The following is a 19,526-nucleotide window of genomic DNA, read 5'->3' on the forward strand; positions in this document are numbered from 1 at the left end:
CAGCTGTCCGGGATATCAGTAGTAGTACTGGGCATTGGCATCGGCACTCCCGCTGGGAGAACTGCCCAGCGTCACCTCACGGACATGACCCAGGTCGACCAGCATCGGCGGTTCGTAAGGCGCCGGTTCCTCGGGGGACGGCGCTGCCCCGGGCTTCACCGCTTGTCGCGGGTATCCGAAACCCTCGTACGGGGATACGGCAATAGGCTCGTAGGTCATGAGGCCGCCTCGGGTCAGGGGCATCAGCTGCCCCGGAAAAGGATCGCAACGGGAAAGACACGTGCGCCGGCCATTCCGGCGTCGTCGGGGCCCCAAAGTGTAGCGATCCCCCAGGAGCTTCAGGTGCCGAACAGGCCCGCGATCGAAGGTGCTCCGGCCTGGCAGTTCTTGCACTCATCCCCTGGTGACGAAAGATTTTCCGATCCCCCCGACGGGGTCACCGGAGAGGCCCTGACTCATTCGGACAACGGCGCTCACTCATTTGAACGAACGCGGCGGTGACAGCGGGTCCGCGGCGTCATATCGAAGAAGCGAGGGGCCCGCGCGGCAAGTCGGCCATCGAGTATCTGCGTAGGCACCCCCGGCGGGTGGGATGCGTGTTCGATAGTCGGGGCCTAGGTGTTGTCGGCCGGGTGCTCCATGCCGCGAAGTCCCAGAATCAGAGCGCCCTGGGCCTCGGCCCGGGTGTCCAGTTCGCTGAGGTCGAGGACGAATTTGGAGTCCTCGGCGACCGCGCCGGGCAGCGCGAAACGGCGCAACGACTCCTTGCAGCCCTCCAGCAGCAAGGGACTTTGAGCGAGCTGCCCGCCGATGACGACGAGGTCGGGGTTGAGCAGGTTGCACAGTTGGGCCAGGGACTGCCCGAGGCGCCGGCCGGCGTCGTGGATCACCCGCATGCAGACCGCGTCCTGGGCCTGGGCGGCTCCGATGACCTGTTCCAGCGTTTCCGGTGCGGGCGCGGTGTTGCGGGCACGCGCGGCACGGACCTGCGCGATGAGCGCGTCGGCGCCGATCACCGTCTCCAGGCAGCCGCGCCCACCGCACTGGCAGACCGCGCCGTGCGGGTCCACGGTGAGATGCCCCAGTTCCCCAGCCATGCCGCCGTGCCCGCGCAGCACGCTGTTGTGCACGATGATCCCGGCGCCGACACCGGTCGACGCCTTCACGTAGACCACCGTTTCGGCGTGCTCCCGTGTGCCGTAGGTCTGTTCGGCCAACGCGCCGAGGTTGGCGTCGTTGTCGATGAAGGCGCGCACGCCCAGCCACGTGCCCAGGTCTCCCGCCGGATCGTCGCCCGCTCGCCAGGGCGGCAGGATCGGCGGGGTGAACTCGCCGGTGCGCGGGTTGATCATCCGGGGTACCGCGATGCCGAGGGAGAACACGTCGGAACGACGCTGCCCCGTTCCCTCGATCGCTTCATCGATCATCTGCCTGACCTCGGGCAGGGCCCGGGACCAGCCTCTGCTGACGCCCTCCGAGCTGACCCGGGAAGTCACCTGGTCGAATTCCTTGTCGAGCCTGCGGGCGACCACGGTCATGTGGTTGAACCCGAGGTGCACGCCCACGCCGACACCGTTCACAGCCGAGAGGCAGACCTTGCCGCGCTCCTTGGCGGTGGGCACGAGGCCGGCCCCGGCGAGTTCGCGGACCGCGGCCGACACGGTGGCCTGTGAGAGCAGGGTGCGATGCGCGATGTCGGCTTGCGTGCCGGACTTGATCGCCACGGCGAGGAGGACCTTCCTGCGGTTCGTCGCCCGGGTGGGGCTGGCCGCAGGTAACCGGCCTAAGAGATCGTCCGCGTTCGCCATTGGTCCCCCAGCCACGGTATCCGCATCTCGATTTTTTAGATCGAAACGGAGATAATATCACCCTGGCCTTCAATTCGAACCGGTTTCGGCTTCGAATAGTTGAGTGGCAAGAGGGTGACCGGTGGGGCTTCTGGGTGCCCCGATGAGCCTTCGTGATCTCTCTGACGCTCCGCAATTGGCTGAAATTGTCTAGAGAGAGTCGCCGAAGTGGGCGTTTTTGATCAGGATGCTCATCCATTGATCGAAACGAGAGGACACCGACGGCGGACCCACGTGAGTACGAGGCGCTGCGAGAAAGGATCGGCAAGCGGGCCGTGGGTCCTCGTATCGGGAAGGGCAGGTGCGTCGCTCGGAATCGATGCGGGTGACGTGTTGTGCGACAGGCGCCCTCACCACAGGCGTAGGCAGCGTCGGACGTCGTCGTAACCGTCGAGGGTCCGGCTGTCGACTTCGGGACCGGCTGACCCGACGGTGCAGGTGTCGACGGGAGAGAACCAGGGCAGCGCCCCGAACCGCCCCGCCCCGTCCCGTGCAGAACAGGGCGGGGCGGGGCGGGGCGGGGCAGGCCGCCGTGTGGGGGCTGTCTCCGTTGCCTAACGGGCGCTCGTGGTTTCGATGTCGGCGATGTGGTCGTACCGCTCCAGGAGCACGAAGAGCTTGGTCTTCTGCGCCGTCTGCCCGCTGCCGAACGTCAGGGTGACGATGACCTCGTGGCCGTTGCCCACGGCACCGTTGTCCGTGACCGTCCACCGTGCGGGGATGTTCTGGGCTCGCAGGACGCCGTCCGCTCCGTTCTCCTCCTCCCACGCGGCCAGCCGGTCGGCGAACTCGGGCGTCAGGTAGTGCTTGCGGAGGGTGGAGGCCAGCGTGGAGTCCGGGTCCATGTAGTCGCCCTTCGCGTCGACATACGCACCGTAGAAGTCGGCGACCCGCGTGACCGGCTGACCGGCGGTGCCGTTGACCGGCGCCGGCGCAGCGGCGGACGCCTGTGCAGAGGCATGCACGGACGCCTGTGCCGGCAGTTGTGTCGCCACACCCAGTCCGACAGCCAGGACGAGGCTGGTGATGGCCGCCGCGCGGCGGCCCGGTCGGCGGTGTGTGGAGGGCTTGCTGTTCATGTCAATTCCCTTTTCGTGTCCGTGGTGTGCTGGCTCTGGTCGGCTCCGGTGAGCGCGTCGCCGGTGCCGGCTGTCTTGTCGTCCCCGGTCCGCGTCCGATGCGAGGACGGGAAGGCCCCGTGGCATGAGCGGAGACGGTCGTGTCCCACGACTCAGGCACACGTCGGCTGTCGTCGCCGTGCTGCTGGGGCGCCTCGTTCGATACCGGCCGGGGCGATGCCCAAAGCTTTGACGACGCCGGGGATGCGCGACAACAGCTGGCGCCGACCTCGCACCGGTGGAACGGTCCCAGGGGTGTTGACCTGCAGAAACAGAGCGGCCTGGGATGCCGTCCAGCGCGGCTGGGACGGTTCGGGGGAGTGATCGGTCACCCCCCTTGCGCCCGACTTGGAGCGGGCCGCGGTCCGCCGCTGCTCCGAGGAACCGCCAGGGACTTCACGAGGCCGGCGCGTCGTCGTCAGGCCGCGGACGTAGTCGGAGCCCTGGCGCACTGCGTGTCACCCTGCGGGCCTGTGGAACCATTCCCGACCATCTGACGTGCAGGTACACGAGTGCCCGGATCGCGGGCGGACGACGGGAGAACGGTGTCGAAGCGGGACGACGTCGAGGAGTTCGCGGCCCTGCTGCGGCAGTTGAAGAGCCGTACGGACCGCAGTTACGGCTCCCTGGCGCGCCGCATCAACATGAACACCTCCACACTCCACCGCTACTGCAAGGGCGACGCGGTGCCGCAGGACTTCGCGCCCGTCGAGCGCCTCGCGGCCTTCTGCCAGGCGACACCGCAGGAGCGGCTGGAGTTGCACCGTCTGTGGATGTCGCTGGTGGAGGCTCGGCAACAGACGCGTGCGGGCGCTCCAGTGGAAGCGGCGGCCCCCAAACCGGCTGCTGCTCCGGAACCTTCACGGGACGAGGGCCGCGAACCCGCTGCGGAGAGCTGCGTCGGGGCGCAGTCAGGACTTGGTTCCGACTCAAGTACGCCGGCCGAGCACCCTGCTCGCGGCGCCTGGTACCGCCGTCGGCGCGTCCTGGTTCCGGCCGCCATCACCTGCGCCTTGCTGGCCACTTGGGGAGGCACGTCCCTTCCGTCGGGGGATCGCTCGTCCGGCGCTTCCCTCCCGCGGTCAGCCCCCTCCGTCGCACCTCACGCCTCGGTAACTCCGACGGACGGTTCCTCTCCTCCGCGGAGTTCGGCGTCCCCCCGCTCCCGGCACGGAACCTCCGCCCCGGCCGTGACGAACGACAGCCGGACGAGGACTCAGAAGCCGCTCACCGGCCTGCCTCTCGCCTGGAGTGCCGACTCGCAGGTCTGGGATCTGGGTTGCCGCCACGACTACGTCGTCGGCAAACCGCCCGCCAAAGTGCCGCCGCCTCCCGTCCAACAGGACGCCGGCGCGTGGGCAGCGGCCCAGGACGCGGTGCACGGTCAGCAGACGATGGTGCAGATCTCCGTACAGGGGAGGTCGTCCACCGCCGTGGTCCTGGAGGCGCTCCGCGTCCGTGTCGTCAGCCGCGGCGAGCCGTCCGCGGGGTACGCGTACGCCACGGACCAGGGCTGCGGCAGCGATCTCACGCTGCGACGGTTCACTGCGGATCTGGATGCCGACCGTCCCATCGTGCGGTCCAAGAACGGTGCGGACGCAGGACGCGTCATCCCGGCCGCGCACTTCCCTTACCGGGTGTCCGCGGCAGACCCCGAGGTGTTGCTCGTGGACGCGACCACACAGACCAGTGACGCCCGCTGGTATCTGGAACTCGACTGGTCCTGCCAGGGCCGCACCGGCACGGTCCGCATCGATGACCACGGCCGCCCGTTCCGTACCACCGGCATCAAGAAGATGGCCCACTTCTGGTACGGCACGAACGACGCGGGCACGAGAGCCTGGGTGCCGTACGACAGGTGAGGGCGAGGTGCGTCGCCGCTCCCGACTGCTACACCCCGGAGCACACTCCGGATGACCCTCCTCGCTGGGTCAGGTGCCCGCCCGGGCGGGCACCGGGCTAGTCGGGTTGCAGGCGGCCGGCGACACCCGAAGTCTGTGGTGATCAGGCTGTACTGGAGCCGGTCGAGGTGACGGCCACGGTGACGTAGGGCACGACGATGTGGCCGCCGAGCCTGTCGATCACGGCCCCGACCCTGTCCAGGACCTCCGTCAGTCTGTCCGCGGGGAGTTGGGTAAGGGCGCCGAGGGTGGGGAGCTGGTCGAGCCATTCCTCCCGGGTGTAGGCGCGCTCCCAGGCGAAGTGCCACTGCTCCGGCTCGCTGAACCTGCCCGTCTGCCGGATCCCGTCGGCGATTCTCGCGAACAGCGGTCGGGATGCGTCCAGGGCCGCTCCCTTCAGCAGACCGAGGTCGAGGGGGGAGTCGGGGGCGGCACGGCGGTGTGCCTCGGCCAGTGCGTCGGTCACCTCCTCCGGGAGCTGGGGGACATGATGGAACGGCGCGAGACGTCCGCCGGGCCTGAGTACTTCGGCCGCCTTGGCCGCGCCGGCGACGGGATCGACCCAGTGCCAGGCGGTACCGGCGATGACCATGTCGAACTGCCGTCCGGCCGGTTGCCAGTCCTCGAACCTGGCTACCTCGACCTCAACTCGGCTGCGCCGGGCGAAGGATGCCATCCGCTCGTCGGGCTCGATACCGAGCACCGTGCAGCCGGCCGCTTGGAACTGCCGGGCTTCGATGCCGGTCCCGGCTCCCACATCCAGGACGTCCCGTCCGGGACTTGCCGTGACGATCCGTTCCACCAGAGCTTCGGGATAGGCAGGTCGGGCGCGGTCGTAGCGTTCCGCGTCCGCGCCGAACGACTGCGCTACGTAACGGTGTTGATGAGGTTCGGGTCCGGCGTGGTCCGGCTGGCCCTGCGATAAAATGGGCATGCGCCCACTCTAATGGGCGCTTGCCCACTTGGGGAAGCGGACCGAAACGGAAAAGAGAGCGATGCCGTCAGGGGTGCATATCCGCAATGTGCGCGGCCAGTTGTTCGAGGCCGCCGAGCGCGTCTTGCTTCGGGACGGGCCCGACGCGCTGACGAGTCGGGCTGTCACGGAGGAGGCGAACTGCGCCAAGGGTGTACTGCACCGGCACTTCACCGATTTCGATGCCTTCCTGACCGAACTGGTCCTGGACCGCATCCGCGAGATCGAAGACCGGGCCACGGTTCTGCACGCGGCCGCGGGAACCGGGAGCGTGGTGGACAACCTGACCGAGGCTCTGCAGGACCTGTTCGGCCCGGTCACGGTGGCGATCGTCGCACTCATCACCTTCCGCGACGGCCTACGCGCCCAATTGCGCCAGGCCGGTCTCACCGGTATCCCGCTCGCCATGCAGGCAACTTCCATGATCGCCAACTACCTTGACGCCGAGCGGGACCTCGGCCGCGTGGCCGACGACGCCGACATCGACACGCTCGCCCCCACCCTCGTCGGAGCCGCGCACCTGCTGTTCGCCGACCGTACGAGCCCTCCGCCGCAGATCACCGTCGTCCGCAGGACGGTGACCGCGGTCATCGCAGGCGTCTTGCAACCGCCACGCGTGTGACGTCAGCGGCAACGGTGCTCGCGCGCCCGCCCTGAAGTCCTCGCCGTGAACGCGTATCTGAATGACGCGATCTCATGTCACCTGTGAGGAGGGCGTACTTGGCACGGTCCTCGGTATGGGCTGGCTTTGGATAGCGTGGCCGCTGTGGTGGTGGGCACCGGAGAGACCCGGCTGATCATTCTGCGCGGCAACAGTGCTTCAGGGAAGTCGTCCGTCGCGGCCGGCTTGCGCGAGCGGTTCGGCCGCGGCCTGGCCCTGGTCGGCCAGGACAATCTGCGCCGCATCGTGCTTCGAGAGCGCGACCGGCCCGGAGCGGCGAACATCGGCCTCATCGACCTGACCGCACGTTACGCCCTTGATGCCGGATTTCACGTCGTAGTCGAAGGCATCCTCTACGCCGACCACTACGGCGAGATGCTGGCGCAGTTGCGTGCCGACCATCACGGTCCAACTCGCGGCTACTACCTGGACGTTCCTTTTGAGGAGACCCTCGCGCGGCACACCACCAAACCCATCGCCGACGAGGTCACCGAGACGCAGCTGCGCGAGTGGTACCGGGTGCGTGATCTGCTGCCCGGCGGAGTCGAGACCGTCATCGGCGCCGACAGGGGTCTGCATCAGATCGTCGACCGCATCATGAACGAGACCGGTCTCGTCGACCTGCCGGCCGTCGACCGCTGACTCGGGGGCCTGTTGCGGCACGGGTCTCCGCGACGTTGCGGCCGCATCGATCCGCTACCAGCAGGGTGCGTTGTCGCGCTCGGCAACCGCCGTGCCCGCGTCCTCGGTGAACGCGCCGCTGCCGCAGGGCATTCGAAGGTCCCGCAGGTCCGTGGTGACCTGCTGAGCCCCGCCGTCGTCGCGTGCATGATTTGAGATCATCCATATTTTGCAGTTCTGCATACGGATTTTGCGCACGGTCATGGACTTCTTACCCAGGCGCTCATAGCCTTCCTGCGTCCGCACTCCCCCCATGAGTTCAGAAGGACATGCCTGTGACCCCCCTTCCCCAACGCAGACCGCTGCGCCGTGGCGTGTCGGCATCCCTTTCCCTGATCCTCGCCGCGGCGGGAACCATCGCCGCCGTCGCGGTGTCGGCCCCCGACGCCGTCGCCGCCGGCGTGCCCGCCCCTTCCCCCGTGGGAATCTCCGGCCGCGGAGCCACCGTCCCGTTCAAGGAGCAGGAGGCCGAGTACGCCGCCACCAACGGCACCCTGATCGGACCGGACCGTCTGTACGGCCGCCTTCCGTCGGAGGCCTCCGGTCGCCAGGCGGTCACCCTGGACGCGGCGGGCGAGTACGTCGAGTTCACGCTCACCGCACCGGCGAACGCCATGACGTTCCGCTACTCCCTCCCGGACAACTCCGCGGGCACCGGCCGCGACGCCGACCTGGATGTGAAGGTGAACGGGAGCCAGCTCAAGAGCGTGCCCGTGACCTCCAAGTACGGCTGGTACTACGGCGGTTATCCGTTCAACAACAACCCCGGCGACACCAACCCGCACCACTTCTACGACGAGGCGCGCACCACGTTCGGCTCCACCCTGCCCGCGGGCAGCAAGGTGCGCCTTCAGGTGTCCTCCACCAGCGCGTCCCCGTCGTTCACCATCGACCTCGCGGACTTCGAGCAGGTGGGCGCGCCGCTGGACAAGCCGTCCGGAGCACTCGACGTCGTCAGTGACTTCGGCGCCGACCCGACGGGAGCCACGGACTCGACGGCCAAGATCCAGGCGGCGGTCGACGCCGGCAAGGCCCAGGGCAAGACGGTCTACATCCCGAAAGGCACCTTCAACGTGCGGGACCACATCGTCGTCGACCAGGTGACGGTGGCGGGAGCGGGCCCCTGGTACAGCGTCCTGACCGGCCGCGACCCCTCGAACCGCTCGAAGGCCGTCGGGGTGTACGGCAAGTACGCCGCACAGGGCGGCAGCAAGAACGTGGTCCTCAAGAACTTCGCCATCATCGGTGACATCCGCGAACGCGAGGACAACGACCAGGTCAACGCCATCGGCGGCGCGATGTCCGACTCCACCGTCGACAACGTGTGGATGCAGCACACCAAGTGCGGGGCCTGGATGGACGGGCCGATGGACAACTTCACCATCAAGAACAGCCGCATCCTGGATCAGACCGCGGACGGCGTCAACTTCCACATGGGCGTGACCAACTCCACCGTCACCAACACCTTCGTACGCAACACGGGGGACGACGGACTGGCCATGTGGGCGGAGAACATCCCGAACGTGAAGAACAAGTTCACGTTCAACACGGTGATCCTGCCCATCCTCGCCAACAACATCGTGACGTACGGCGGCAAGGACATCACCATCTCCGACAACGTCATGTCGGACACCGTCACCAACGGCGGCGGCCTGCACGTCGCCAACCGGTACCCGGGGGTCAACTCCGGTCAGGGGACCGCCGTCTCCGGCACCACGACGGCCGCGCGGAACACGCTGATCCGGACCGGGAACAGTGACTACAACTGGCAGTTCGGGGTCGGCGCGGTCTGGTTCAGCGGGCTCAACGAGGCCCTCGACGCCACGATCAACATCACCGACAGCGAGATACTCGACAGTTCCTACGCCGCGATCATGAACATCGAGGGTGCCACCCGGGGACTGCACTTCGACCACGTCCGGATCGACGGGGCCGGTACCTACGCCCTGCAGATCCAGGCCCCCGGCACGGCATCCTTCAGCAACGTCACAGCCACGAACATCGGCCAGTCCAATCCGATCCACAACTGCGTCGGCTCCGGTTTCCAGATCACGCGAGGCAGCGGCAACAGCGGCTGGTACGCCGACCCGCCGGTCTGCACGGGTACTTGGCCCGCGCCGAAGTGGACCAACAACGGCGTCCCCGGCGGTGGCACCCCGCCGACGGACCCGCCCACCGACCCCACCGATCCTCCGACGGACCCGCCGACCGACCCCACGGTGAACCTCGCGAAGAGCCGCCCGGTCAGCGAGTCGAGCCACACGGACGTGTACGGCGCGTCCAACGCGGTGGACGGCAACGCCAACACGTACTGGGAGAGTGCGAACAACAGCTTCCCGCAATCCGTGACCGTCGACCTCGGCGCCGCCAAGACGGTCAAACGGATGGTCCTCAAACTGCCCCCGGCGTCCGCCTGGGCCACCCGCATCCAGACCCTCAGCGTCAAGGGCAGCACTGACAACGACACTTACACCACACTCAAGGCGGCAGCGGACTACACCTTCAATCCGTCGAGCGGCAACACCGTGACGATCACCCTGCCCGGTACCGCGACTCGCCACCTCCGCGTGCTGATCACGGCGAACACCGGATGGCCCGCGGCGCAGCTCTCCGAAATCGAGGCCTACACCGAATAGCCCCGACCCGACACCTGGCGCGCAAGCTGACAGGAAGGACCGCCGCCTTGGGGAAGCGGCGGTCCTTTCGTGGATTCGGCAGTCCAGCGAAGTCTCCCGTCCCAGTCGGGCAAGAGCTCACTCTGTGCGGCTTCCGGTAGCTCGGGGCAAGTGCAGTCACCTGCGCCGGTGGCTCGGCGGCGGCGCCGAGCGGTCGCGCGCGTGCTGCCGATGCGACTGCTTCCGGCCGGCCACCGGTCAGCCGGCGCAGGCGCAACCGGCGGCCGCCTTGGCCTGGGTCGAGGTCTGGGAGGAGTCGAGGGCCTGCTCCTCGGGGGTGCAGCAGGCGGTGGTGCCGCAGCAGGCGTCCGGGGCGGTGCCGGACTTCTCCAGGGTGTCGGCATCGGCCTTGACCACGTACACCTCCCACGGCTCCCTGCCCGGGCCGGTCACCCAGACCTTGTCCTGCACGGCGTAACAGCAGGAGGTGTCGGACTCCTCGAATGTGGCCAGGCCCGTTTCCCTCAGCCGGGTCGTGGCGGCGGTGACCTCCTCGGTACTGGCGACCTCGACGCCGAGGTGGTCCAGGCGGGTCTCCTCACCGGCCTCGCCCTCGATGAGGACGAGCTTCAGCGGGGGCTCGGTGAGAGCGAAGTTGGCGTAGCCGTCGCGCCGCTTGGCGGGCTCGGTGGCGAAGAGCTTGGAGTAGAAGGCGATCGAGCCTTCCAGATCGGCGACGCGCAGGGCGAGCTGGACTCGGGACATGGCGGTCTCCCCTTGCAGACGATGCTGTATCGACGGCTGTCGATACAAGCGAGGTTGCCACCTGGATAGACAGATGTCAACATAGAGCCATGCCGAAACAAGCTGATCTGGCGGTGCTCGTCCAGGACGGGGAGTGCTGCGCCCCGATGGTCCGCGAGCCGCTGGGCGAAGCCGGCGCAGCCGAGCTGTCGCGGATGTTCAAGGCTCTGTCGGATCCCGTCCGGCTGCGACTGCTGTCCCTGATCGCCTCGCACGAGGGCGGGGAGGCGTGCGTGTGCGACCTGACCGGCCCGTTCGACGTTTCTCAGCCGACCATCTCCCACCACCTGAAGGTGCTGCGGGAGGCCGGCCTCGTCGGCTCCGAGCGGCGCGGCACCTGGGTGTACTACTGGGTGCTCCCCGAGGCCCTCGCGAAGCTGTCCGCCCTGCTGGAGACCCCTGCCGCGCCCGCCAAGGCGGCCGTGTGAGCGCCCCGGTGCCGCTGGTGCGGCAGGCGGTGGCCGAGGCGATCGGCACGGCCGCACTGGTGGCCGTCGTGGTCGGTTCCGGGATTCAGGCGACCGAGTTGACCCGCGACGTCGGCGTGCAGCTGCTGGCCAACTCCTTGGCCACCGTATTCGGCCTCGGCGTGCTCATCGCTCTGCTCGGGCCGGTCTCCGGCGCGCATTTCAATCCCGTCGTGACGCTCGCCGCTTGGTACACGGGCCGCCGTACCGCTGAGGGCCCCGGTCCGCGGGAGGTGGCCGCCTACGTGCCCGCCCAGATCACCGGGGCCATAGGCGGCGCGGTCCTCGCCGACGCCATGTTCGCCCGGCCGCTGGTGCAGTGGTCGACGCACGACCGGTCCGCCGGGCACCTGTGGCTCGCCGAACTGGTCGCCACCGCGGGACTGGTCTGGCTGATCTTCGGACTGGCCCGGGCGGGCCGGGCCCACCTGGCGCCGGTAGCGGTCGCCTCCTACATCGGCGCCGCCTACTGGTTCACCTCCTCCACCAGCTTCGCCAACCCGGCCGTGACCATCGGCCGGGCGTTCACCGACACCTTCGCCGGTATCGCTCCCGCCTCCGTGGCACCGTTCCTCGCCGCTCAGCTCGCCGGCTCCGGCCTCGGCGTGGTCCTGGTCGCCCTCACCTTCGGCCGCCCGGCGCCCGTGACCGGGGACGAGGCCGTCGTCCCGCACGGCGAGCAGTGTCTTGCCGCCCCCGCCCGACCTGCTGAAGAAAGCACCATGTCCTCATGAGCGCTCCCACCGCCCCCTCCGTGCTGTTCGTCTGCGTGCACAACGCGGGCCGCTCCCAGATGGCCGCGGCCTTCCTCACCCACCTCGCCGGTGACAAGGTCCAGGTCCGCTCGGCCGGCTCCGCCCCCGCCGACGCCGTGAACCCTTCCGTGGTAGAGGCCATGAGGGAGGTGGGCATCGACATCTCCGCTCAGATCCCGAAAGTCCTCACGGTAGAGGCGGTGCAGGCCTCGGACGTGGTCATCACCATGGGCTGCGGAGACGCCTGCCCCTACTTCCCCGGTAAGCGCTACCTGGACTGGCAGCTGGACGATCCCGCCGGTCAGGGTGTCGAGGCCGTCCGGCCGATCAGGGACGAGATCGAGCGGCGCATCCGCGACCTGCTCGCCGAGCTCGGCACCGAGGGGACGGCGTGAGGACGGCCACCGGCGTACACGTCGCGGCGATGCTGCCCGAGCACGCCACGGCCGTACTGGAGATCTACCAGCTCGGCATCGACGAGCAGAACGCCACCTTCGAGACCGTCGCCCCGACCTGGGACGTATTCGACGCGGCCAAGCTGCCCGACCACCGTTTCGTCGCACTGGACGACGAAGGCCAAGTGGTGGGCTGGGTAGGGGTGGTGCCCGTGTCCGACCGGTGCGCGTACGCCGGAGTGGTCGAGCACTCCGTCTACGTCCATCCCGAGGCTCGCGGCCGCGGTGCGGGCCTGGCCCTGCTGACCGCTCTGATCGCCTCCACCGAGGCGGCGGGCCTCTGGACGATCCAGTCCGGCGTCTTTCCCGAGAACATCGCCAGCCTCGCCCTGCATCAGCGGGCCGGTTTCCGGGTCATCGGTACCCGCGAGCGTATCGGTCAGCACAACGGCCGGTGGCGCGACGTGGTCCTGATCGAGCGCCGCAGCCCGGTCATCGACTGAGCCGGATCTGGGGTCCCGGCAGCCCGCGTGTACGAGGCGCGAGAGCGGTCGAGGTGCTCCACCTCGCCGGCTTGCCTGAGGACGCGGTCCCGCCGAGGCGCCCCGTCTCACTGCCGTCAAGTACACGGCTGGTGATCGACCGCGTTTTCGTGGTCGCCACCGTCACACAACCCTCCGTACACCTCGTGAGTCACACCTGCGAAGACCATCGCCCCCATTTCCTCCTCGACTCACGGGAGTTCCACCGTGCGTACACGCACCCTGGCCGCCACAGCCGCCGTAGCAGCTCTCACCGCCGCCGGTCTGATCCTGCCACTCGCCGGGAGCGCGACGGCTGCGACGACTCCCCGCTTCGACTTCAACGGCGACGGATACGCGGACATCGCGGTCGGCATGCCCAACGCCACGGTGGACGGCAAGGCCAAGGCGGGTTACGTGAGCGTCATCTTCGGCGGCCCGCAGAGCCCGAGCCAGTCCACCGGCGTAATCAGCCAGGCCGAGGCCGGTATACCCGGAACGCCGGAGGCGGGCGATCGCTTCGGGTCCTCCGTAGCGCCCGTCGACGTGAACGGTGACGGCGTCTTCGAACTCGTCGTCGGCGCGAGCGGGGAGTCGCTCACGTCCGATCAGCTCAAGGACGAGGGCACCATCACCGTCATCGACGGCTCGGAGTGGAACGTCAAGGGCACCACAGTGGCCAGGGGCACGTCCGAGTACAGCAGGATCGGCGGCAGCATCGCCACCGGCGACTACGACGGCGACGGGGACACCGACCTCGCGTACGGCGAGAACGGTGAGGAGCACGGCACGCTCCGGTTCCGCCCGGGGCCGCTCACCGCGGACCCGGTGACCACCACCGTCCTGCGCAGCTATTCGATGAGCGGCACCACCAGCGACCTTGCCACCGGCGACTTCGACGGCGACGGCCGGGACGATCTCGCGGCGACCTGGCGGGGTCTGGAGGACTCCGGCACCTTCATCACGCGCTGGGACGGCCAGGGCAACCCGGCCCGGTGGTGGGCCGACGCCGACCGCGGCAGCGCACTCGCGGCCGCAGACTTCGACGGGGACGGCACCGACGACCTGGCGGTCGGCCTCGTCCAGCCCAACCCCGAGTCGGAGACGACGCATTGCCCGGAACGGCTCGGTGGTGCGGTGCTCCTGTTCGAGGGTTCCAGGACCGCCGCCTTCGGCACCGAGAACCAGTGCATCACCCAGTCGAGCCCTGAGGTCGGGGGTGCCTCCGAGGAGGGCGACGATTTCGGCGCCGCGCTGTCCGCCGGAGACCTCAACGGCGACGACCGGCCGGAGCTGGTGGTCGGCGTGCCGGGCGAGGACGTGGGCACCGTGAAGGACGCGGGCGGCTTCGTCACATTGAACGGCACCGAGCACGGCCCCTACGGAGGGACGGCCCGTAGCCAGAGCACCCCGAACATGCCCGGCACGGCCGAGGCGGGCGACCGCTTCGGCGCCCAGGTCGCCGTCGGCGACTACAACCGCGACGGGCTCCGGGACACCGCGGTGAGCGCGCCCGGCGAGAACGCCGGTGAGCCCAGGTCGGGTGGCGTCTGGTTCGTGCCGAGCAGCACCGAGGAGACGTATCCGCTGGGCAAGTCGCTGACCCCGTTCGGCTTCGCGCTGCCCAACGGGGCCGTCAAGTACGGCGAGGTGCTGGGGTTTTAGGGGAGCTGAGCACGTCCCCGGCGCCGGAGCATCGCTCACCCAGCTGATGCGGTGGCCGGCTCCCAGCCCTCCGGCGTCGGGCCGGCTCGACGCTGACCGTGACCGTCTTCACGCCTTGGCGCCCCCCCGACCCGTTCAACTGGAATCCACAGCTGGGAGTCGGTCACTACCCCGACCTCGACCGGGCGGGTTCGCAGGAGCTCCGGACCCGCCCGCGCCACATACGGGTTGGAGGGGAACCACTGCGTGAACACGTCCCGCCACAACTGCTGGAGGGAGCTCGGGTACGGCCCGTGGTCGTCGAAGACAGCCCACGTACCGGCCGGCACCTCAAGGACGTCGAACTCCTTCGAGGCCGTCTCCGGGCCGGTCACCACGCCGACCCAGAAGTCCGCCCCGGCTCCTTCCTCCCGGCTGTCCGTCAGGTACACCACCGCGGACAGGACACCCGCAGGCTCACCGTCATTCATGGCCTTCATGCAAGCGACTGTCTGCTCGTCCAAGCCCCGTACGTGTGCCGCGGCGGCCGCGTTGACCCCTTCGTGAACGAGCGGGACGGTGGCCTTCCGACCGACGACCCGAAACGGCCCCTTCTCCACGATCCCGTAACGCATGGCCGTACTCCCCTCGACGACCACGCGGAAGGACACGCGCGGTTGGGACGTCAGCACGGCTCCCGCGAGCCGGGCCTCGCCCGGTCCGATTCCGTGCACCGAGCGGAAGGCGCGTGCGAACGCCTCGCCCGAGCCGTACCCGTAGCGCACCGCGACATCGAGCAGCGTCCGTTCCCCGGCCAGCACCTCGGCACCGGCGAGCGTCATGCGCCGACGCCGGACGTAGACCGAGAGGGGCATCCCGGCGAGCGCGGAGAACATCCGCCGGAAGTGGTACTCCGACACCGCGGCGATCCGAGACACCTCCGCCATGTCGATCTCGCGGTCGAGACACCCCTCCAGATGGTCCAGCGCCTGATTGAACCGCTCCAGCATCCGCAATCCGTCCTTGGTTCGCTCGCTCCTGTGGCAGCAATCATCGGGGGAGCAGCCGAAGCTGTGCTGATTGAATACCGGATGTCCGGCTACGCCGCGCCCGACAGAACCGGTGCGGGAACTGTCGGGCCGGAGCCCCGCGTGCCGACCGAGGCTTACGCCATGACTGACATCGAGGGCTATTGCGCACCGCGTTTCGTCGCAGTCCGTGACGCACTGAAGGTTCTGCTCGGCAAGGACGACGTGGGCGCTTCGGCTGCCGTCTTCGTGGACGGCGAGCCGGTGGTCGACATCTGGGGCGGCCACGCCGATGCGGACCGCTCCGTAGCCTGGGAGCGCGACACCCTCGTGGGAGTGAACTCGACGAGCAAGAACATGACCGCCCTGTGCGCGCTCGTCCTGGCTGACCGCGGCCGGCTCGATCTGTCCGCACCGGTGGCCGCCTACTGGCCCGAGTTCGCCGCGGCAGGCAAGGACAACGTGCTCGTACGGCACGTGCTGTCCCACACCGCGGGCCTCCCGGACCTCTCCGGTCCGAGAACGGTGGACGACCTCTACGACTGGGAACGCGTCGTGGCAGGGCTGGCCGCGCAGACGCCCGACTGGACACCGGGAACGGAAGCCGGCTATCACGCACTCACCTTCGGGTTCCTCGTAGGTGAGATCGTCCGCCGCATCACCGGCCGCAGCCTCGGCCAGTTCTTCGCCGAGGAGGTGGCCCAGCCGTTGGGCGCGGATTTCCATATCGGACTCTCCGCGAAGCTCGACCACCGCGTGACGCCGCTCATCCCGCCACCGGCACTGACCGACGAGTTCACCGCCGAGGCGCCGCCCGGCCCTGACGGTGTGCGCCGGGCGAACACCGGTGTGGCCATTCGGGTCAGTGACGTGAACTCGGTGGCATGGCGGCGTGCCCAGATCCCCGCGGTGAACGGCTTCGGCAACGCCCGATCCGTCGCCCTCGTCCAATCGGTGCTGGCGAACGGGGGGACATCCGGCGGCGTGCGGCTGCTGTCCCCACAAGGGTGCGAGCCTGCGTGGCAGGAGGTGTTCCGCGGCGAGGACCGCGTGCTGGGGATCTCGATGTCCTGGACCACGGGCTTCGGCAAGTTCGGCGACACCTTCGGCTGGGGCGGCTGGGGTGGTTCGCTGGTCGTAAGCGATCCTGCCGCCCGCATGACGGTGGCCTACGTGATGAACCAGATGCTCGACCGGGACCGGCAGGAGGACCACCGAGGCATGGAGATCGTCATGGCCGCGTACAGCGGCTTGGAGTGACAGGCCCCGGGGAGGTGGCCGGTTGGCGCGAGCGGCGGGCGATCGTGGGCGGGAGCCGTCGTCTCAAGACGCATCGGCCCGCCGCAACCGGCCACAACATCCTCGCCCCTCTACGCGGCGACTGTCCGCGCAGCTGCCACCGATGAGTCGCCGTGATCAGCGCGTTTGCCTGTCCAGGCGGAGGTTCAGAGGCCCTCCTCTGCTGGCGCGAGCCGACGGCAGAAGACCGGTGTCAGTCCCACCAGAGCATGACGAGAAGCTGCCGTGGCGACCATGTACCAAATCACCCAGCCCGCTGCGGCCGCTGTGGGGCGACCGGCATGCCGCTCCATCCCCAAGTACACCTGACTACGGGTACTCATCTGCTCGCCAACCGAGACAGCCTCTTGCAGAGCGGCTTGTCCTGCCAGGGGGCGGTACGCGGTGCTTCAGTAGCCGACGTCCAAGCGCGCCTCCGTACGAAAGATCGCACGAGAGGCCAGTGTGTCGCCAATGACGACAGAAGATCGCACTGCGGTCTGGCTGTGGTCGGAAGGATCGTAGGAAGAAGGCGAAAGGGGCGTCACATGGATGAACTGGTGCGGTGGCTGGGCGAGCAACTCGACGAGGACGAACAGCTCGCCCAAGCGTCGGACCCGGAGCTGAATCAAATTCTTAGTCGAATCGAGCCCCTTTCCTCGGAGATGGCAGCTGAGGCACGGCACATCGCGGCTCACCGCCCGGCACGGGTGCTGCGGGAGGTGCAGGCGAACCGGCGTCGCCTCGAACGCCACACCCCGCAGATGATGGTGGGCCGCAACAGCGACCCGGCCGACCCCACCACCTACGTCCTGGGCTGCCCCCTCTGTCAGGTGACGATCCTTGATGGGGACGACTGGCCGTGCGTCGAGCTGCGGGACATGGTGGCCGGCTACGTGGACCGCGCAGGATGCCGCGAGGAGTGGAAGCCGTAGGCGCAGCGCGGAGGCGCGTCTCGCCCGACACCCTGCAAGGAAGGCCGCGGCACTCAAGCCTGTACATTCCCTGCCTCGCCTGATAAGTGGGAGTGGTATCAGGGCTTCTGAGGGATCCGGGTGAACCGAGGGAGCTGTGATCCTCCCTGACGGCAGACGCCCGAGCGGATCCCCGAGCCGAGGAGAACCGATTCGGGGGCGAATCCCGTGCTGCGTATTCATTTCACGCCTGAGGACTTATCGCGTATCCGGGTGTCGGGCACACCGGATCCGCTCTGGGAGATCGTCTGCAGTCTGCACAGGCTCCAGACCACGCGCGGGCGTTGGGCCTACGCGGACTGGTACCGCGCCACCCGGGAGGCCCTGGCCGGCACGGCACTCGGTGCGGCCGTCCGCCGGCTGCTCGTTCCGATCGCGCCCCGGGCGTTGTACTTCCCCGACTCGCTCACTCCGCACGAGTCCGCCGAGGGACTGGACAAGGGACTTGCGGCGTTCGTGGACACGCCACCCGCCCGCATCTCTCGCGAGGTGGGCATGCTCGCCCGGCTCAGCGGCTCCCCGTCATGGGCTCCCCGCCTGGTCGAGCGTGGCACCCGTGAAACGCTCGCCAACGCCCTGCGTGCCTACTACGAGGCGGTCATCGCGCCCCACCACGACCGTATCCACGCGGCGGTCGCCGGGGAACGCGCACTGTGGGCCCGACAGACCCTCGACACCGGCATCGACGGGCTGCTCACCGGGCTGTCGCCGACCATGCGCTGGCGTGCCCCGGTCCTGCACGTCGACTACGTGGAAGACCGGGACCTGTACCTCGACGGCCGCGGATTGCGCCTCGTCCCGTCGTACTTCTGCTGGCAGTCGCCGATCTCCGTGGCCGACAACGCCCTGCCCCCGGTACTGGTCTATCCCTTGCACGACTCCCGGCAACCGGCCGCGGCCGACGCCGCCGACGCACCGCTCGCCGCCCTCCTGGGCCGGACCCGCGCCGCCGCGCTGCGGTCACTGGTTCTTGGTGCCACCACCTCGGAGCTGGCGCGGGTCCTAGGGGTTTCGCCCTCCACCGCCACGCATCACACCAACGTGCTGCGCGACGCGGGTCTGATCACCAGCCGACGGTGGCACAACATCGTGCTGCACACCCTGACTCCGCTCGGGGTGGCCCTGCTCCGCCGGATCCCTGCCGCACCAAGTGGCTCTTCGGCCACATACGGCGAATTTCAGCCGTGACCGCAGACGGCGACAGGTGAACGGCGTCGCAGGCGCCACAGCAACTCCACACGGCTCACCCATACCCCCGGAACAAGGGCATCCGGCGTCTGGTCGGGGACTTTCGAGCACGGTCGAAGGCCGTAGGCCGGAGCGCCCTCCTCTGCGAACGTCTCCGGCGTGCACTCCGGACGCGGCAGACATCGCCCGTCCGGACCCGCGGTCGCGTCCACGCAGACGGGCACGGCCCAGACCGAACGACCGAAAAAGGGGAAGCATGACCAGAGCCATCGCTGCGGGCGCGCTCGCGCTCGCCTCCGCCGCGGCCTGTCTGACGTTCGCTCCAGCGGCCTCTGCCGCTCCGCAGGCCTGCGTGACCTCGACACTCACCACCGGGGGCAACGAAGGCGTGGGGACCGTCCGCAACAAGGCGGCCACCAGCAGCTGCGGAGACCTCAACCTCACCTACTCGGACGACTCGACCTCCCCGTACGGGGACTACTACGCCGGCCGGTTGCGCAGCTCCAGCGGCGTCTGGCGCACCTGCAGCAAGGGCTACGTCTGGGCTTCGGACGGCAGCCACAGCGTCAACGACTCCACGTACTGGCTCTGCACCGACGTCTCGGACAACACGCCGTTCACGGTCGCGAGCCAGCTCGACGGCGGCGACTCCGTCAAGATCACGCACTGATCGGAG

General features: G+C 68.8%; 20 protein-coding genes. 13 read left to right on the forward strand and 7 right to left on the reverse strand.

Annotated elements, in window-relative coordinates:
- Positions 1–15: 15 nt before the first annotated feature.
- From ACFYQQ_RS20830 to ACFYQQ_RS20840, 3 genes are all read right to left on the reverse strand, one after another.
- Positions 16–243 (reverse strand): lasso RiPP family leader peptide-containing protein, encoded by a 228-nt coding sequence (locus ACFYQQ_RS20830; protein ID WP_388904936.1) that lies wholly within the window; start codon positions 241–243, stop codon positions 16–18.
- A 371-nt stretch (positions 244–614) separates the two neighbouring features.
- Complete coding sequence (locus ACFYQQ_RS20835) at positions 615–1,808, reverse strand: ROK family transcriptional regulator (protein ID WP_356175804.1); 1,194 nt, start codon at positions 1,806–1,808, stop codon at positions 615–617.
- A gap of 593 nt (positions 1,809–2,401) precedes the next feature.
- Positions 2,402–2,926, reverse strand: coding sequence for a hypothetical protein (locus tag ACFYQQ_RS20840; protein WP_355794448.1), 525 nt, complete (start codon positions 2,924–2,926; stop codon positions 2,402–2,404).
- Positions 2,927–3,510: 584 nt separating this feature from the next.
- Between ACFYQQ_RS20840 and ACFYQQ_RS20845 the strand changes: the two genes are divergently transcribed.
- Complete coding sequence (locus ACFYQQ_RS20845) at positions 3,511–4,827, forward strand: helix-turn-helix domain-containing protein (protein WP_388904937.1); 1,317 nt, start codon at positions 3,511–3,513, stop codon at positions 4,825–4,827.
- A 142-nt stretch (positions 4,828–4,969) separates the two neighbouring features.
- On the opposite strand, the gene ACFYQQ_RS20850 is transcribed toward ACFYQQ_RS20845, so the two are convergent.
- A complete protein-coding gene (locus ACFYQQ_RS20850; RefSeq protein ID WP_355780806.1) occupies positions 4,970–5,800 on the reverse strand; it encodes a class I SAM-dependent methyltransferase in 831 nt (276 codons plus the stop codon).
- Positions 5,801–5,861: 61 nt separating this feature from the next.
- On the opposite strand from ACFYQQ_RS20850, the gene ACFYQQ_RS20855 reads away from it, so the two are divergent.
- Together ACFYQQ_RS20855 and ACFYQQ_RS20860 are read left to right on the forward strand one after the other, a co-directional pair.
- Positions 5,862–6,461, forward strand: coding sequence for a helix-turn-helix domain-containing protein (locus tag ACFYQQ_RS20855; RefSeq protein ID WP_356244554.1), 600 nt, complete (start codon positions 5,862–5,864; stop codon positions 6,459–6,461).
- Positions 6,462–6,596: 135 nt separating this feature from the next.
- Positions 6,597–7,142, forward strand: coding sequence for an AAA family ATPase (locus tag ACFYQQ_RS20860; protein ID WP_355780809.1), 546 nt, complete (start codon positions 6,597–6,599; stop codon positions 7,140–7,142).
- Positions 7,143–7,196: 54 nt separating this feature from the next.
- Here the strand turns inward: ACFYQQ_RS20860 and ACFYQQ_RS20865 are convergent, their stop codons facing one another.
- Entirely contained in the window at positions 7,197–7,385 is a 189-nt protein-coding gene (locus ACFYQQ_RS20865; protein ID WP_355780812.1) for a hypothetical protein, read from the reverse strand.
- 65 nt (positions 7,386–7,450) lie between these two features.
- On the opposite strand from ACFYQQ_RS20865, the gene ACFYQQ_RS20870 reads away from it, so the two are divergent.
- On the forward strand, positions 7,451–9,817 hold the full coding sequence (locus ACFYQQ_RS20870) for a discoidin domain-containing protein (protein WP_388904938.1): 2,367 nt from the start codon (positions 7,451–7,453) through the stop codon (positions 9,815–9,817).
- A gap of 237 nt (positions 9,818–10,054) precedes the next feature.
- On the opposite strand, the gene ACFYQQ_RS20875 is transcribed toward ACFYQQ_RS20870, so the two are convergent.
- Positions 10,055–10,561, reverse strand: a complete 507-nt coding sequence (locus ACFYQQ_RS20875) for an ArsI/CadI family heavy metal resistance metalloenzyme (RefSeq protein ID WP_355780818.1) — start codon at positions 10,559–10,561, stop codon at positions 10,055–10,057.
- Positions 10,562–10,650: 89 nt separating this feature from the next.
- Between ACFYQQ_RS20875 and ACFYQQ_RS20880 the strand changes: the two genes are divergently transcribed.
- From ACFYQQ_RS20880 to ACFYQQ_RS20900, 5 genes are all read left to right on the forward strand, one after another.
- Positions 10,651–11,028 (forward strand): ArsR/SmtB family transcription factor, encoded by a 378-nt coding sequence (locus ACFYQQ_RS20880; RefSeq protein WP_388904939.1) that lies wholly within the window; start codon positions 10,651–10,653, stop codon positions 11,026–11,028.
- Positions 11,025–11,801, forward strand: coding sequence for an MIP/aquaporin family protein (locus ACFYQQ_RS20885; protein WP_355780821.1), 777 nt, complete (start codon positions 11,025–11,027; stop codon positions 11,799–11,801). The genes ACFYQQ_RS20880 and ACFYQQ_RS20885 overlap by 4 nt, the downstream gene beginning before the upstream one ends.
- The gene (locus ACFYQQ_RS20890) at positions 11,798–12,217 is read left to right on the forward strand and encodes an arsenate reductase ArsC (RefSeq protein WP_355780824.1); all 420 of its coding nucleotides are present in this window, start codon (positions 11,798–11,800) and stop codon (positions 12,215–12,217) included. Before ACFYQQ_RS20885 ends, ACFYQQ_RS20890 begins: the two co-directional genes overlap by 4 nt.
- A 29-nt stretch (positions 12,218–12,246) precedes the next feature.
- Entirely contained in the window at positions 12,247–12,720 is a 474-nt protein-coding gene (locus tag ACFYQQ_RS20895) for an N-acetyltransferase family protein (protein WP_355780835.1), read from the forward strand.
- A gap of 246 nt (positions 12,721–12,966) precedes the next feature.
- On the forward strand, positions 12,967–14,403 hold the full coding sequence (locus ACFYQQ_RS20900) for an FG-GAP repeat protein (protein ID WP_356244551.1): 1,437 nt from the start codon (positions 12,967–12,969) through the stop codon (positions 14,401–14,403).
- A 35-nt stretch (positions 14,404–14,438) separates the two neighbouring features.
- Here the strand turns inward: ACFYQQ_RS20900 and ACFYQQ_RS20905 are convergent, their stop codons facing one another.
- Positions 14,439–15,392 carry an AraC family transcriptional regulator gene (locus ACFYQQ_RS20905; RefSeq protein ID WP_355784112.1) on the reverse strand — a complete coding sequence of 318 codons (954 nt, stop codon included), beginning with the start codon at positions 15,390–15,392 and terminating at the stop codon, positions 14,439–14,441.
- A gap of 162 nt (positions 15,393–15,554) precedes the next feature.
- Here ACFYQQ_RS20905 and ACFYQQ_RS20910 point away from each other — a divergent pair, with 162 nt between their 5' ends.
- The 4 genes from ACFYQQ_RS20910 to ACFYQQ_RS20925 all read left to right on the forward strand — a co-directional run bounded on the left by ACFYQQ_RS20910 (position 15,555) and on the right by ACFYQQ_RS20925 (position 19,520).
- On the forward strand, positions 15,555–16,670 hold the full coding sequence (locus tag ACFYQQ_RS20910) for a serine hydrolase domain-containing protein (RefSeq protein ID WP_355784129.1): 1,116 nt from the start codon (positions 15,555–15,557) through the stop codon (positions 16,668–16,670).
- Between the two features lie 566 nt (positions 16,671–17,236).
- Positions 17,237–17,623 carry a DUF6221 family protein gene (locus tag ACFYQQ_RS20915; protein ID WP_355784115.1) on the forward strand — a complete coding sequence of 129 codons (387 nt, stop codon included), beginning with the start codon at positions 17,237–17,239 and terminating at the stop codon, positions 17,621–17,623.
- 252 nt (positions 17,624–17,875) lie between these two features.
- Positions 17,876–18,850, forward strand: a complete 975-nt coding sequence (locus ACFYQQ_RS20920; RefSeq protein ID WP_355784118.1) for a helix-turn-helix domain-containing protein — start codon at positions 17,876–17,878, stop codon at positions 18,848–18,850.
- A 256-nt stretch (positions 18,851–19,106) separates the two neighbouring features.
- Positions 19,107–19,520, forward strand: a complete 414-nt coding sequence (locus ACFYQQ_RS20925) for a hypothetical protein (RefSeq protein ID WP_355784121.1) — start codon at positions 19,107–19,109, stop codon at positions 19,518–19,520.
- Positions 19,521–19,526: the final 6 nt, after the last annotated feature.

It is taken from the genome of Streptomyces sp. NPDC005496, assembly GCF_042872045.1.
Lineage (GTDB): Bacteria > Actinomycetota > Actinomycetes > Streptomycetales > Streptomycetaceae > Streptomyces.